This window comes from Streptomyces sp. 5-10, from assembly GCF_014712245.1.
Classification (GTDB): domain Bacteria; phylum Actinomycetota; class Actinomycetes; order Streptomycetales; family Streptomycetaceae; genus Streptomyces; species Streptomyces violaceusniger.
Map to the genome: position 1 here is coordinate 90,346 of NZ_JACVYG010000040.1, position 15,128 is coordinate 105,473.

The following is a 15,128-nucleotide window of genomic DNA, read 5'->3' on the forward strand; positions in this document are numbered from 1 at the left end:
GGCGCCTTCGGTGCGAAGCCGGAGGTGGGGACCGCACACGTCCCCGGCGCGGCTCTGCGCGAGAACGCGCGCGATAACGCACGCGAGAACGCATGCGAGAACGCGGGGGACCTGTGCATGACACCGAGCTGGGCGCAGTAGCGTTCACGTTATGAGACTCGGTGTCCTCGACGTGGGTTCGAATACGGTTCATCTGCTCGTGATGGACGCCCACCCCGGCGCGCGCCCGCTGCCCGCGCATTCGCACAAGGCCGAGCTGCGGCTGGCCGAACTCATCGACGGGGCCGGGGCCATCGGCCCCGAGGGCGTCGACCGCCTGATCGCGGTGGTCCGGGAGGCGCTGGAGGCGGCCGAGGACAAGGGCGTCGAGGACGTCCTGCCGTTCGCGACCTCCGCCGTCCGCGAGGCGTCCAACGCCGATGAGGTCCTGGCCCGGGTCGCCGAGGAGACCGGCGTACGGCTCCAGGTGCTCAGCGGCGCGGACGAGGCGCGGCTCACCTTCCTGGCCGCCCGCCGCTGGTTCGGCTGGTCCGCGGGGAAGCTGCTGGTCCTGGACATCGGCGGCGGTTCGCTGGAGATCGCGTACGGCATGGACGAGGAGCCCGACGCGGCGGTTTCGCTGCCGCTGGGGGCCGGCCGGCTGACCGGGGCCTGGCTGCCCGGCGATCCGCCCGACCCGGCGGACGTACGGGCCCTGCGGCGCCATGTGCGGGCCGAGATCGCCCGGAGCGTCGGCGATTTCAGCCGGCACGGGGCGCCGGACCATGTGGTGGCCACCTCCAAGACCTTCAAGCAGCTGGCCAGGATCACCGGCGCCGCGCGCTCCGCCGAGGGGCTGTACGTGGAGCGGCGGCTCACCCGCCGGGCGCTGGAGGAGTGGGTGCCCAAGCTGGCCGCCATGCCCACCCGGGAGCGGGCCGAGCTGCCCGGGGTCTCCGAGGGCCGGGCCGGGCAGCTCACGGCCGGGGCGCTGGTGGCGGAGGCCGCGATGGACCTGTTCGGCGTGGACCAGCTGGAGATCTGCCCGTGGGCGCTGCGCGAGGGCGTGATCCTCCGCCGCCTGGACCATCTGCCCACCTGAGCACGGAGCGTGACCGAGGCCGGAAAGCGGCGGACGTTCCGCCGCAATGGCCGCCGCGGTTCGGTTGCGGAGAGCAGCCGCCGTACGCTGTCCCTCGTGACAGAGCCAGTGGTGCGCATCCCGGATGCGAAGGTCGCGCTGTCCACAGCCTCGGTCTATCCGGAGTCGACGGCGACGGCCTTCGAGATCGCGGCACGCCTGGGCTACGACGGCGTCGAAGTCATGGTGTGGACCGATCCGGTCAGCCAGGACATCGAGGCGCTGCGTCGGCTCTCGGACTACCACCAGGTGCCGATCCTCGCCGTGCACGCCCCCTGCCTGCTGATCACCCAGCGGGTCTGGTCGACCGACCCGTGGGTGAAGCTGCAGCGGGCGAGGGCGGCCGCCGAGAAGCTCGACGCGTCCACCGTCGTGGTCCACCCGCCGTTCCGATGGCAGCGGGCGTACGCCCGCGAGTTCGTCCGCGGAATCTGGCGGATGGCGGACGAGACCGAGGTGCGGTTCGCGGTCGAGAACATGTACCCGTGGCGCTATCGCGACCGCGAGATGCTGGCGTACGCCCCGGGCTGGGACGTCACCCAGGACGACTACCGCCACTTCACGATCGACCTGTCGCACACCGCCACCGCCCGTACGGACGCGCTGGAGATGGTGGACCGCATGGGCGACCGGCTGGCCCATCTCCACCTCGCCGACGGCCAGGGCTCCAACAAGGACGAGCACCTGGTGCCGGGGCGCGGCACCCAGCCCTGCGCCGAGTTGCTGGAACGGCTCGCGGCCGGCGGTTTCGACGGCAATGTGGTCGTCGAGGTCAACACCCGGCGTGCCATGTCCACGACCGAGCGCGAGGCCGATCTGGCGGAGGCCCTGGCCTTCACCCGGCTGCACCTCGCCTCGTCGACCTCGGCCACCCGGCCGAGCAGGGCGGTGCCCGGTTCATGACCGCCGCCGCATCCGGGTCCGCCACACCCCCGCGCAAGCGCGGCCGCCCGGCCCGTACGAGCGCGTCCGACGGCCCCGCCGCCCGCGACCGGATCCTGATCGCGGCGCGCAACGAGTTCGCCGAGCGGGGCTACGACAAGACCTCGATCCGCGGCATCGCCAAGGCCGCGGAGGTGGACCCGGCGCTGGTCCACCACTACTTCGGCACCAAGGAGCAGGTCTTCGAGGCCGCCATCGAGCTGATCTTCGCCCCCGCCATGGGCGTCCCGGACGCGGTGCACGGCAGCCGGGAGGGCGCGGGCGAGCGGATGGCCCGCTATATGTTCGGCATCTGGGAGAACCCGGTCAGCAGGCTGCCGCTGCTCGCCGTGATGCGCTCGGCGCTGACCAACGAGACCGCCGCCGTGGTGCTGCGCGGCATGATCGAGCGCCGGGTGCTGCTGCGGATGGCGGGTGAGCTGGACGTCCCGAACCCCGAGTTCCGGGCCCAGCTCGCGGCCGGGCATCTGATCGGGATCGCGATGCTGCGGTATGTGATCCGGATGGAGCCGATGGCCTCGGCGGAGACGGACGACATCGTGGCCATGGTGGGGCCGACCCTCCAGCGCTATCTGACCGAGAGCTGATCGCAACCCGGCCCGGCCGGGCACGAACGAGCCGATCGCTGACGCCCGATCGCTGACGGCCCGATCGCTGACCGAGAGCTGATCGACCCGTTCCGCTCCGTGACCCGGCCGTCTCTGGATCCGGACGGACCATCCGGATCCGTGGACACAGGCGTAGGCTCAGAAGACTCCGATCCGATCCGCAGGACGCACGTATCACGAGGGAGCCGAGCACCGTGCCCGAGCTGAGGTCTCGCACCGTCACCCATGGCCGCAACATGGCGGGCGCCCGCGCCCTTATGCAGGCTTCCGGCGTAGCGCGCGAGGACTTCGGCAAGCCGATCGTCGCCGTGGCCAACAGCTTCACCGAGTTCGTGCCCGGCCACACCCACCTCCAGCCGGTCGGCCGGATCGTCAGCGAGGCGATCCACGCGGCGGGCGGCATTCCGCGCGAGTTCAACACCATCGCCGTGGACGACGGCATCGCCATGGGCCACGGCGGGATGCTCTACAGCCTCCCCTCCCGCGACCTGATCGCCGACTCCGTGGAGTACATGGTCGAGGCGCACTGCGCCGACGCGCTGATCTGCATCTCCAACTGCGACAAGATCACCCCCGGGATGCTGATGGCCGCGATGCGGCTCAACATCCCGACCGTCTTCGTCTCCGGCGGCCCCATGGAGGCCGGCCGGGCCACGCTCGTCGACGGCACCGTCCGCAAGCTGGACCTGATCAACGCGATCTCGGACGCGGTCAACGAGAACGTCTCGGACGAGGACATCCTCCGCATCGAGAACAACGCCTGCCCGACCTGCGGCTCCTGTTCCGGCATGTTCACCGCCAACTCGATGAACTGCCTGACCGAGGCGATCGGCCTCTCCCTGCCGGGCAACGGTTCGGTGCTGGCCACCCACACCGCCCGCAAGGCGCTCTACGAGACCGCCGGCCGCACGGTCGTGGAGATCACCAAGCGCCACTACGAGCAGGACGACGAGACGGTTCTGCCGCGCTCCATCGGCTCCCGCGCCGCCTTCGAGAACGCCATGGCGCTCGACATCGCCATGGGCGGCTCGACCAACACGATCCTGCACCTGCTGGCCGCCGCCCAGGAGGCCGGTCTCGACTACGACCTCGAGGACATCGACGAGGTCTCCCGCCGGGTGCCGTGCCTCGCCAAGGTCGCCCCGAACGTCGCCCCCGGCGGCACGTACTACATGGAGGACGTGCACCGCGCGGGCGGCATCCCGGCGATCCTCGGCGAGCTGTTCCGCGGCGGGCTGCTGAACGAGGACGTCCACTCCGTGCACAGCTCCTCGCTCGCCGACTGGCTCAAGACCTGGGACGTGCGCGGCGGTTCGCCGTCCGCCGAGGCCGTCGAGCTGTGGCACGCGGCCCCCGGCTGCAAGCGCTCCGCCACCGCCTTCTCGCAGTCCGAGCGCTGGGACTCGCTGGACACGGACGCCGCCGGCGGCTGCATCCGCGACATGGAGCACGCCTACTCCAAGGACGGCGGACTCGCCGTCCTCAAGGGCAATCTGGCCGTCGACGGCTGTGTGGTGAAGACCGCGGGCGTGGACGAGTCCATCTGGACCTTCGAGGGCCCGGCCGTGGTCTGCGAATCCCAGGAGGAGGCCGTCGAGCGGATCCTGGGCAAGCAGGTCAAGGAGGGCGACGTCGTCGTCATCCGCTACGAGGGCCCCAAGGGCGGCCCCGGGATGCAGGAGATGCTCTACCCGACCTCCTTCCTCAAGGGCCGGGGCCTGGGCAAGGCGTGCGCGCTGGTCACCGACGGCCGCTTCTCCGGCGGCACGTCGGGTCTCTCCATCGGCCACGCCTCGCCGGAGGGGGCGTCCGGCGGCACGATCGCCCTGGTCCGGGACGGCGACCGGATCCGCATCGACATCCCCGCCCGCTCCATCGACCTCCTGGTGAGCGAGGAGGAGTTGGCGGCCCGCCGCGAGGAACTCGGCGGCGTCTACGCCCCGAAGAACCGCGAGCGCAAGGTGTCCACCGCGCTGCGCGCCTACGCGGCGATGGCCACCAGCGCGGACAAGGGCGCGGTCCGCGACATCAGCCGCCTGGGCTGACGCAGCGGGGCGTCAGCCGCCTGGGCAGATCTCGCGCGACACCAGCCGCCCCGACTGATGTCGCGCGGCAGTCGCCCCGGCGGATGCCCCTTCGCCTCAGCCGCCCCGGCTGATGCCCCACTTCGCCTCAGCCGCCCCGGCTGACGTCCATCCCGGACGCCTCCAGGGTGTCGTATCCGTAGACCGTGGTGAGGGCGTCCCCGCTCAGCGTCAGCTCGGCGGGGATGCCACCGGGGTCCGTCCGCGCCTTGGTCCGCCACAGCACCCGGCCGTCGCGGCGGTCCAGCGCCACCACCCGGCCCGCGGCCGTGGCCAGGTACAGCGCGTTCCGGCGCCCGGACACCACGGGTGCGCCCAGCCACTCCACCCGCGTCGCCTTGCTCCACAGCCGCTTTCCGGCCGTGGTGACGGCGGTGACCTCGCCGTTCTGCCGGACGAAGTAGAGCGTGTCGCCCACCAGGGCGGGCGTGGTCTGCCGGGCGGAGAGCCCGTCGGGCAGCTTCACCCGGCGCTCCCGCCCCCCGTTCGCGCCGAGGAACAGCAGATCGGTGTAGTCGTCGGTGTCGTGCTCGCGCTGCTCCAGATAGAGCAGGTCGCCCGCGCGCTCGGCGAGGAGGGAGCCCACGGAGAGCGTGCCGATCCGCCGGGGCGCTCCCGTGGTGGGGGAGAGGGCGTAGAGCCCGCTCGGAACGGCCGGGTCGCCCTGGTCCTCCGCCGGACCGCAGTCGGCGAGGGGGCGCCCGGCCACCACGCTCGGGCCGCAGCTCAGCCCGTGGCCGACCCGGCGTGACCAGAGCGTGCGGCCGGTGCGCACCTCCACCGCCTGGAAGGTCTCGTCGTCCCAGCTCTGGGTGAGCACGGCCGGGTGGCGCCCCCGCTGGAACACCGCCCCCTGGTACGCGCTGCCGATGTCGGTCCGCCAGACCCGCTCACCGTCGCTGGTGCGATAGCCCTCCAGCCGTGCCGTGCCGTCCGACTGCTCCACGGTGCCCAGCACGAGGCCGTCGGCCACTCCGATCAGCTCGCTCGGCTTCGCCGACCGGTGCCAGGCCACATGCCCCCGGACGTCCAGCCGGGTCAGGGGGATCCCGGAACCACCGCAGTACAGATCCGTGCCCAAGGGCAGACAGCGGCGGCCGGTCGGCTCGCTGATCGAGCGCGGGGTGCCATCACCCCTGGTCACGATGTCGGTGCCGGGCCCGGCGAGGGTGCGCTGCCAGGGGCGCCAGCCGGACGGGAGCGAGCCGTTCGCCGACGAGCGGGTGGTGGGGCGGGCGTCCGGCTCGCCCTCGGGTCCGGATCCGGCCCTGAGGACGACGATCGTCCCCACGACGACGGCGACCAGGCCCGCGGCCGCCGCAGCGGCCACCAGGGGGCGGCGGGTGAGACGGGCGCGGCCCGGCGCACGGCCGACTTCGGTCGGCACGGCGGCGTCGCCTTCGTCGCCCACGCCGGTGCCGCCGTCCGCGCCCGTGACGTCCTTACGGTCGTCGTCACCGCCCTTACGGTCGTCACCGTCGTCCTCGGGCAGTGTCCGCAGCCGTTCCAGCAGCTCGTCAAGACCGGGCCGCGCGGACGGGTCCTTGCTCAGGCAGTCCGCGACCGCGTCCCGCAGCGGCCGGGCCACCGCGTCCAGCGCCGGGGGCTCGTACACCACGTGATAGGCGGTCATATACGGGCTGTCCGCGTCGAACGGGCTCTGGCCGGTCGCCGCGTACACCAGCACCGTCGCCAGCGAGAACACATCGGACTCCGGCCCGACCTCGCGCGGATCGCGCAGCTGCTCCGGCGACATGAACGGGGGCGTGCCCATGACCCGGCCGGTCATGGTCAGGGTCTGGTGGTCGGCCGCCCGGGAGATGCCGAAGTCGATGACGCGGGGGCCCTCGTCGGACAGCACGATGTTGGCCGGTTTCAGATCCCGGTGCACCACACCCGCCCGGTGGATGTCCCGTAACGCCTCGACCAGCCCGATCGCCAGCCGCCGCAGCCCGGCGCCGCGCAGCGGCCCGTCCGCCGCGACCTGCTCGGCAAGGGTGCGGCCGGGGACGTACGAGGTCGCCATCCACGGCAGTACGGCATCGGGGTCCGCGTCCACGACGGCGGCGGTGAACGCGCCGCTGACCCGCCGGGCGGCCGCGACCTCCTGCCGGAACCGCACCCGGAACTCGTCGTCGTCGGCGAACTGCTGATGCACCACCTTCAGCGCCAGCCGCCGCCCCGACTGCGACCGGGCCAGATACACCGTGCCCATCCCGCCACGGCCGAGCCGCCGTTCGAGTGCGTAGCCTCCGATGGACTCCGGGTCCCCGGCGCGCAGTGCCATTCCTGTCTTCTCCCACCCGACCCACGATCCGCGGTCACTTTAGCGCCGCGTCAGCCAAGGTGTGCCCCGCTCGCCGCCCTGGCACGGCCGCCCCCGGCTACCGCTGGGAGGTGCCCCCGGCGGCGTTGCCGAACCGACCGCGTAGGCCTCCCCCGGGCTTCGTCCGGGCGGCGCCGCTCGAGGCCGGTTCGGCGCCTTGCGGCTGACCGCACCAGGACGCCTCGCCACCGGGCACACCTTGACTGACGCGGCACTGTGCCCGGCTCGCGCCGGGGGCCCGTGGCGCCGCTCACCAACCGGCCGGATTCCGCCCGTCCACGGCGAAGAGCGTGCCGTCCGGGGCCGTCGCGAACACCTTGCCGTCCGCCACCACCGGCGCGGGCATCAGATCCAGGAAGCCCTGACCGGCCGCGCCCCCGCGCGAGCGGGTCTCGCCGAGCACCTCGCCCCGCCGGGCGTCCACGGCCAGCAGCCGGCCGTCCGCCGCCGAGAAGTACAGTCGGCCGTCCGCCGCCACCAGCGGCGAGGCGTTGGAGACCGAGGTCTCCAGGCGCCAGAGCCGCGCCCGCGCCGAGCCCGCGCGCGCGGTGTCGACGGCCACCAACCCGCCGTCCGTGCCCAGGACATACACCCGGTCGCCGCTGGTGGCGGCGCTGAGCGCGGACACCGGCGCGGACAGCGCGACCCGCCGCGCCGCGCGCCGCTCCGGGTCGTAGCGGACCACGGCGGTGGTACTGGTCCGGGAATCCGTCTCGGTCAGCAGCAGCACGCCACCGGGGCCGCTCCCGGCCGGGGTGAGGTTGCCGCTGAGCGAGGCGTGCCAGCGCGTCGTACCGCGCACCGTGTCCACCGCCGTGACCAGCGTGTGCGAGCCGTCGCCCGCGGTGGTCACGGCGTACGCGGTGCGGCCGTCGCCGTACGAGAAGAAGACGGGCCGGGCGTGGCCGGGCAGCCGATGGCTCCAACGCTCCTTGTTCGTCGTCCCGTTCACCGCCGTGACCACGCCGTCCGGCGTGACCAGCAGCACGGTGTCGCCCGAGGAGTAGACCCCGCCCTGGTAGCGGGACACATCGCGGCTCCAGCGGACGCGGTGGGTCGTGGGGTCGAGCGCCCGCAGCCGCCCGCCGTCCGGGGACACCGTCCGCACCAGACCGCCCGCGACCACGGGAACGGAGACCGTCGCGCCGTCCCCGGGGCGCGCCGCCGCGGACGGCCGCGACCAGACCACGCGGCCGTCGTCCGGATCGACCCGGGCGGTCTCGACTCCGCGAAGGGCGCAGTACAGCGCGCCCGCTCCGTACGAGCAGAACGCGGGCCGCGCCCCCGAGCCCGCGGCCTTTCCGAGGTCCAGTCCGGTCGTCCAGGGGCGCCACGCCTCCGCGGTCGCCGCGCTGATCCGCGGCCGGCCGCCGCCGGAGGAGTCCGTGCCGTCGAACGGGCGCAGTGCGACGACCGTGCCCGCGCCGAGCAGGACGGCGGCCGCGAGCCCGGAGAGGGCCCACCGCCGGATCCCCCGGCGCCGCGCCACGGGCTTGTCCGCCCCCGACTCGGGTTGGTCCGCGGCCGGTTCCGGCTCGGGGGCCGCCTTCACATGCGTATCGGGATCCACGGGATCGGGAGCCAGGGGATCGGGGGCCGCCGTATCGGGGGCCGCCGTATCGGGATCCGCCGTATCGGCAGGGGCGACAGCGGCGGCAGCGGAAGCCTTCACATGCGTGTCCATGGCGCCGTCGTCCTGCCCCCAGCGCACCCCCGGCAGCGAGTGCGGCTCCGGTGTCCGCTGCTGCGGCACCAGCGGCACGGAGCCGCGCGGCACCGGCGACAGGGGTCCGCGGACGGCGCGCAGGACCGTCATCAGCGCGTCCGGCGTGGGGCGGTCCTCGGGGTTCTTGGCCAGACACCGCTCGACCAGCGGCAGCAGCTCATCCGGCACCCCGGCCAGATCCGCCTCGTCGTGCACCACCTGGTACGCCACGATGTACGGGCTCTCGGACTCGAACGGCCCCCGCCCGGTGGCCGCGTGCACCAGCACCGACCCCAGCGCGAACACATCCGCCGCCGGGCCCACCGCACGCGGCCGCTGGAACTGCTCCGGCGCCATGAACGGCGGGGTGCCGATCAACTTCCCCGTCTCGGTGCGCAGTTCGCTGTCGGACGGCCGGGAGATGCCGAAGTCGATGACCTTCGGGCCGTCCGCCGCGAGCAGCACATTGCTCGGTTTGAGATCGCGGTGCACCACGCCCGCCCGATGGATGTCCCGCAGCGCCTCGGCGAGCCCCGCCGCCAGCCGCACCGTCTCGTCCGGCGCCAGCGGGCCGCTCCGCTTGACGTGTTCGGCGAGGGTCGGGCCGGGGATGTAGAGGGTGGCCATCCAGGGCCGCGGCCCCTCCGGGTCGGCATCCACCACGGGCGCCGTGAACGCGCCGCTGACCCGCCGGGCGGCCGCCACCTCCTGCCGGAACCGCGCCCGGAACTCGGGGTCTTCGGCCAGCTCGGCATGGACGACCTTCACCGCGAGCCGCCGCCCCGAGGGCGAGCGGGCCAGATGGACCACGCCCATGCCACCGGATCCGAGGCGCGCCTCGAGCTGGTACTGACCGGCGTACTCCGGATCCTCCGCTTCCGGGCCCGTCCCGGCTCTGCGCACCGGCGGCATGCCCCACCCCCGTGAATTCGGCCGCATTCGCGACTCGGCGAGCCTAGTCGATGACACGTGCGAGCCTTGTTAGCCTCCGCATGTCGTGTCACTTCACACGACATGTGCACAACTTCGGAAAGAAGTTCAACGGGGGAGGGGCCGCCATGGCCATCGAAGAGAGCACGGAAGCCGTAGCCACCACCGACGCCACGGACACCGTCGCGGACACGGTGGAAACCACCGCCGGAGCGGTCACCTATCCGGTCGCGCCCGGCTACCAGGTGCGCGTCCGCAGCGGGCCCGGCACCAACTACCCGATCGTCAAGGTGCTGCCGTACAACAGCCGGGTCCCCATCCGCTGCCAGCGGCACGGCCAGAAGGTCTCGGGGCCGTACGGCACCTCGGACATCTGGGACAACATCGCCCCGGGCCAGTACGTCTCCGACGCGTATGTGAAGACCGGCAGCGACGGCTTCGTCACCGCGCCCTGCGGCTGACCCAACCGCGCCCCGCGGCTGACCCACGAGCCGGCCCGGAGCGCAGTCGGCCCCCGGCACCGCGAGTGCGGCGCCGGGGGCCGGGCGACGGAAGGGGGTCTTCCCCTTTATCCGGGGTCTCCCTCTTGTACGGGCGTCTCCCTCTTATAGGGGTGCCGTCTTATACGGGTGCCGTTACGCCGGGACCCGCTCCTCGAGGGCGGCGCCCCGCTTGACCACCGCGTTGTGCCGCTCGGTCCAGGTGGCCAGCGCCATCTCGCAGGCGTGGTCCACATGGCGCAGCCCGGTCAGGTCGAGCTCCACCTCGCGCTCACGGGGCAGCCCTTCCAACTCGTCCAGCAGCTTGGGCAGCCGCAGGAAGGTCGCGTTGCCGCGCACCCGCACGTGCAGGGGCCGGCCGGCGTCCTCGCGCCCGCTGACCTCGACATGCACATGCGAGGTCTCCCAGGCGGTCTTGACCACGGCCATCAGCAGACCGATGATCACGCCCTCGAACATATTGGTGATCACGATCGCGCCGGCGGTGACGAGCAGGATGATCGCCTCACCCCGGTGGGCCTTCCACAGCGGCACCAGGTCCTTGGTCGGGATCAGCTTCCAGCCCGCGTGCACCAGCACACCGGCGAGCGTCGCCACCGGGATGACGCCCAGCGCCGAGGGGAAGAGCACCGCGAAGACCAGCAGCCACACACCGTGCAGCACCCGCGACGCCTTCGTCTTCGCACCGGCCTGCACATTGGCCGAGCTTCGCACGATCACCGCGGTCATCGGCAGCGCGCCGAGGACACCGCACACCGCGTTGCCCGCGCCCTGCGCCATCAGTTCCTTGTCGTAGTCGGTGCGCGGGCCGTCGTGCAGCCGGTCCACGGCCGCGGCGCTGAACAGGCTCTCGGCGGAGGCGATCAGCGTGAACGCGAGCACGGTGCCGATGACGCCCACCTCGGCGAGGGCCTGGAACTCACTGCCGCCGGGCGGCTGGATGGCGTCCAGCAGACCCTTGACCTCGACCCGTGCGATCGGCAGGTCGAAGATCGCGGTCGCGGCCGTGGCGAGTGCGACGGCCGCCAGCGGTGCGGGCAGCACCTTGGCGCCCTGGCGGAAGCGCGGCCACAGCACCAGGACGACGATCGTCCCGGCGCCCACGGCGACCGCCTTCAGGGCGTCCGCGGAACCGGCCACATCCCCGATGAGCCCCGGAATGCTGAAGATCTTGTCGAGCCCGCTGCTCGGGGCCTTGGCGTCGGCGAGCGCGTACAGCTGTCCGGCGATCAGCACCAGGCCGATGCCCGCGAGCATGCCCTGCACCACGGCGACGGAGATCGCCCGGAACCAGCGGCCGAAGCCGAGCGCGCCCATGGCCAGCTGGAGCAGTCCGGAGATGAGGACGAGGACGCCGAGCGCGGCGACGCCGTATTGCTCCACGGCCTCGTAGACCAGCACGGTCAGACCGGCGGCCGGGCCGGAGACCTGGAGGCTGCTGCCCGGCAGGAGGCCGGTGACCAGCCCGCCGACGATGCCGGTGATCAGGCCGAGTTCGGCCGGCACGCCGGAGGCGACCGCCACCCCCACGCACAGGGGGACGGCCACCAGGAAGACGACGAGAGAAGCGGTGAAGTCGGCGCGGAAGGTTCCGGCGCCGGATGAGCCTGAGGTGCCTCCGGCACCACGGAAACGGTCAAGGAGATTTCGCATGAGGGTTGCCTCCAGTGCGCCCCGTCACCGGCTCATGGGCAGGCGGGGGCACGGCATAGCGCTACGTCAGTGGGATCGATGGAATCGGTCGCTGGCGGTTGAGATCGCTTGCTGCGAGACGCGTGAAAAGCGTTGCGATGTGCGTGAGACGGACCGCCGGGCTACGGCGGTGTAGCTCTCAGCAGCGGAAGATCTGGAGGATGACGGGCAGTTCGCCCGATCTCGACACCGGAACGGCTTGCCGTCCGGTGATCGGTGCGGAGATGGCGGTACGCGGCACCGGGACACCGGCATCGCAACCGCACACACATCCGTATTTGCCGCTCGGCGTGGGAGCGGAGAGCGGGGCCCTTCCGCGGAGCCCCTTGCAATCTTCGATTCCGTGGTCGCCGTGCGCGGAGACCAATGAATCGGTGGCCGGCCGCGAATCGGCCGATGCGGTGACGCTGACCGTTTCGGGATGGATGACCTGCGCGGACGCGGAATCGGCCGCGATGAAGAGGGCGAGCAACACGGCAACCGCCGTTACCAGTGCGTGAGCGGTATGCCGCAGCGTCCTCACCATCGCCCCCTTCCCGTACGTATAGACACCGGCCCCTATTGTGTCCATGAGACTGTGACCGTTTGCAAGTCGATATGTAACCGACTTGTGAACACCGAGTCATCGAACAGGACTGCTTCGTTCCGGGCGCCCTGGTTGGCGCGGGCGCAAAGCCGCCTCCCCCTCACGCCGGAGGGCGCATAAAAATTAATTCATCGAACGATGAATAAGAAATCCATAAACGCCAGGGGGAATGCGCCACCCGTGCGAGGATGGCGGAGAACACCTAGGCAGCACCCGTACGAGCCGCACAGGCATGAGGAGAGCCGCACCATGACGGAGAAGGTCGCCGTGCTCGGCACGGGAAAGATCGGCGAAGCCCTTCTCAGCGGAATGATCCGAGGCGGCTGGTCGCCGTCCGACCTGCTGGTCACGGCCCGCCGCCCCGAGCGCGCCGAGGAGCTCCGGTCCCGCTACGGCGTCGAGGCCGTCTCCAACGCCGAGGCCGCCAAGGCCGCCGACACCCTCATCCTCACCGTCAAACCGCAGGACATGGGCGCCCTGCTCGATGAGCTCGCCCCGCACGTCCCCGCCGACCGGCTGGTCGTCTCCGGCGCCGCCGGCATCCCCACCTCCTTCTTCGAGGCGCGCCTGGCCGCCGGCACCCCGGTGGTCCGGGTCATGACCAACACCCCGGCGCTGGTCGACGAGGCCATGTCCGTCATCTCGGCGGGCAGCCACGCCACCGAGGAGCACCTCGCCCACACCGAGGCGATCTTCGGCGGCGTCGGCAAGACGCTGCGCGTCCCCGAGTCCCAGCAGGACGCCGCGACCGCGCTCTCCGGCTCCGGCCCGGCCTACTTCTACTTCCTCGTCGAGGCGATGACCGACGCCGGCATCCTGCTGGGCCTGCCCCGCGACAAGGCCCATGACCTGATCGTCCAGGCGGCCATCGGCGCGGCGGTGATGCTGCGCGACAGCGATCAGCACCCGGTCAAGCTGCGCGAGGCCGTGACCTCCCCGGCGGGCACCACCATCAACGCCATCCGCGAGCTGGAGAGCCACGGGGTGCGCGCCGCGCTGATCGCCGCGCTGGAGGCGGCCCGCGACCGCAGCCGCGAGCTCGCCTCCGGCAACAGCTGACGGAGGGCCGCGCAGCTCAGGCGGGAGCCGCGCAGCTCAGGCGGGTGGCAGCAGCCCGACCGCCGCATACGCCTCGTCCACCCGGGGCCGGGCCAGCCCACGCGCCCGCTCGGCCCCGGCCCGCAGCACCCCGTCCACGTACGACGGATCGGCGCACAGCTCGGCGTGCCGGGCCTGGAGCGGCCGCAGCACCTCCAGCACCGCCTCCGCCGTGGCCCCCTTCAGCGCCCCGTACGAGCTGAACTCCCCGGCCAGCACCTCCGGCTTGCCATCGGTGCACGAGGCCAGCACATCCAGCAGATTGGCCACCCCCGGCTGCTCCGTCCGGTCGTACCGCACCTCGCTGCCGCTGTCCGTGACCGCCCGCATGATCTTCTTCCGCACCACGTCCGGCTCGTCGAGCAGATAGACGATGCCCGCCGTCTCCGCGTGCGACTTCCCCATCTTCGAGGTCGGGTCCTGCAGATCCATCACCCGCGCCGAGACCCGCGGACTGGTGGCCCGGGGCACGGTGAAGACGGGTCCGTAGCGCTGGTTGAACCGCTGCGCCAGATCCCGGGCCAGCTCCACATGCTGCGTCTGGTCCTCGCCGACCGGCACCTCATGCGTTCCGTAGACGAGGATGTCGGCGGCCATCAGCGCCGGATAGGTGAGCAGCGACAGCCGTACGCTGCCCCCTCTCGCCCGCTCCCGCGCGGACTTCTCCTTGTACTGGATCATCCGTCGCATCTCGCCGTCGGTGGCCGTGCACTCCATGAGGTAGGACAGCCGCGCGTGCTCATCCACATGGCTCTGCACGAACAGCGTGCAGCGCTCGGGGTCGAGCCCCGAGGCCAGCAGCAGCGTGGCGGCCTGTCGGGTCAGCCGCCGCACCCGCGCCGGATCGTGCTCCACCGTGAGCGCGTGCAGATCGACGACGCAGAACAGCGCGTCGGCACGGTGCTGGTCCTCCTGAACCCACCGGCGTACGGCCCCGAGGTAGTTCCCGAGGGTCAGATGCCCGCTCGGTTTGATCCCACTGAAGATCCGGCGCCGTGCCGTCTTCGTCTCTGTCATCTCTCCGCGTCTCCCGTTGCGTCGGGACCGCCGACCCGGCCGGCCGGGCTTCGCGGGAGGGAGAAACGCGAACGGCCGCCGGAGCGGCGGCCGTGGTTGCGCATGTGCTCGAAGGGGCGGCCGCCGTCAGGCGGCCCACCACCGTGGGTGAACACATGCGCTCGTCATGCCATCGACAGTACGCCCTGACGGGGGGTCCGGCCATGGGTTTGGTGGTCCTCGGGGCGTCGTGTACTGTTCACCGAGTTGCCACGGAGCCCTGCGGGGAAACGTGACGACCACTCGAGCCGCACCGGCGGCAAACCACTACTGCACGGCCCCTCATCGGGATGGATTTCGGCATGCCGAAATTCGGACCGGGGAACTCGATTATGAGCATCCGGGGGAATCCGCTAAAGTAGTGGACACGCCGGAAGGCGCGAAAGACCCCGCTCCAGCAGGGGGCCGGAAACGGAATTCGGATCGGAAACGACCGGAAATCGGATCTGGTAAGGTTGGAAACACCGAAGGGAAGCGCCCG

General features: G+C 72.0%; 11 protein-coding genes. 6 read left to right on the forward strand and 5 right to left on the reverse strand.

Features of this window, described 5'->3' with window-relative positions; all coding sequences use genetic code 11:
• The first annotated feature begins 151 nt into the window (after positions 1 to 151).
• The 4 genes from IEJ02_RS33955 to ilvD all read left to right on the forward strand — a co-directional run bounded on the left by IEJ02_RS33955 (position 152) and on the right by ilvD (position 4,715).
• Positions 152 to 1,081, forward strand: coding sequence for a Ppx/GppA family phosphatase (locus IEJ02_RS33955; RefSeq protein ID WP_191068340.1), 930 nt, complete (start codon positions 152 to 154; stop codon positions 1,079 to 1,081).
• A 96-nt stretch (positions 1,082 to 1,177) separates the two neighbouring features.
• Positions 1,178 to 2,023 (forward strand): sugar phosphate isomerase/epimerase family protein, encoded by an 846-nt coding sequence (locus tag IEJ02_RS33960; protein WP_191068341.1) that lies wholly within the window; start codon positions 1,178 to 1,180, stop codon positions 2,021 to 2,023.
• Positions 2,020 to 2,649 carry a TetR/AcrR family transcriptional regulator gene (locus IEJ02_RS33965; protein ID WP_191068342.1) on the forward strand — a complete coding sequence of 210 codons (630 nt, stop codon included), beginning with the start codon at positions 2,020 to 2,022 and terminating at the stop codon, positions 2,647 to 2,649. The genes IEJ02_RS33960 and IEJ02_RS33965 overlap by 4 nt, the downstream gene beginning before the upstream one ends.
• A gap of 215 nt (positions 2,650 to 2,864) precedes the next feature.
• On the forward strand, positions 2,865 to 4,715 hold the full coding sequence (gene ilvD, locus IEJ02_RS33970; protein WP_191068343.1) for a dihydroxy-acid dehydratase: 1,851 nt from the start codon (positions 2,865 to 2,867) through the stop codon (positions 4,713 to 4,715).
• A 127-nt stretch (positions 4,716 to 4,842) separates the two neighbouring features.
• Here ilvD and IEJ02_RS33975 read toward each other — a convergent pair whose 3' ends face one another.
• Positions 4,843 to 7,041 carry a serine/threonine-protein kinase gene (locus IEJ02_RS33975; RefSeq protein ID WP_191068344.1) on the reverse strand — a complete coding sequence of 733 codons (2,199 nt, stop codon included), beginning with the start codon at positions 7,039 to 7,041 and terminating at the stop codon, positions 4,843 to 4,845.
• Between the two features lie 289 nt (positions 7,042 to 7,330).
• On the reverse strand, positions 7,331 to 9,697 hold the full coding sequence (locus IEJ02_RS33980) for a protein kinase domain-containing protein (protein WP_191068345.1): 2,367 nt from the start codon (positions 9,695 to 9,697) through the stop codon (positions 7,331 to 7,333).
• Positions 9,698 to 9,843: 146 nt separating this feature from the next.
• Between IEJ02_RS33980 and IEJ02_RS33985 the strand changes: the two genes are divergently transcribed.
• Positions 9,844 to 10,176: an SH3 domain-containing protein gene (locus IEJ02_RS33985; protein WP_191068346.1), complete on the forward strand. Its 333-nt coding sequence runs from the start codon at positions 9,844 to 9,846 to the stop codon at positions 10,174 to 10,176.
• A 174-nt stretch (positions 10,177 to 10,350) separates the two neighbouring features.
• Here IEJ02_RS33985 and IEJ02_RS33990 read toward each other — a convergent pair whose 3' ends face one another.
• Both IEJ02_RS33990 and IEJ02_RS33995 read right to left on the reverse strand, forming a co-directional pair.
• Complete coding sequence (locus tag IEJ02_RS33990) at positions 10,351 to 11,868, reverse strand: SulP family inorganic anion transporter (RefSeq protein WP_191068347.1); 1,518 nt, start codon at positions 11,866 to 11,868, stop codon at positions 10,351 to 10,353.
• Positions 11,869 to 12,046: 178 nt separating this feature from the next.
• Positions 12,047 to 12,433 (reverse strand): hypothetical protein, encoded by a 387-nt coding sequence (locus IEJ02_RS33995; RefSeq protein WP_191068348.1) that lies wholly within the window; start codon positions 12,431 to 12,433, stop codon positions 12,047 to 12,049.
• A gap of 309 nt (positions 12,434 to 12,742) precedes the next feature.
• Between IEJ02_RS33995 and proC the strand changes: the two genes are divergently transcribed.
• The gene (gene proC, locus IEJ02_RS34000) at positions 12,743 to 13,552 is read left to right on the forward strand and encodes a pyrroline-5-carboxylate reductase (RefSeq protein WP_137978957.1); all 810 of its coding nucleotides are present in this window, start codon (positions 12,743 to 12,745) and stop codon (positions 13,550 to 13,552) included.
• Between the two features lie 36 nt (positions 13,553 to 13,588).
• On the opposite strand, the gene trpS is transcribed toward proC, so the two are convergent.
• A complete protein-coding gene (trpS, locus tag IEJ02_RS34005; protein WP_191068349.1) occupies positions 13,589 to 14,608 on the reverse strand; it encodes a tryptophan--tRNA ligase in 1,020 nt (339 codons plus the stop codon).
• Positions 14,609 to 15,128: the final 520 nt, after the last annotated feature.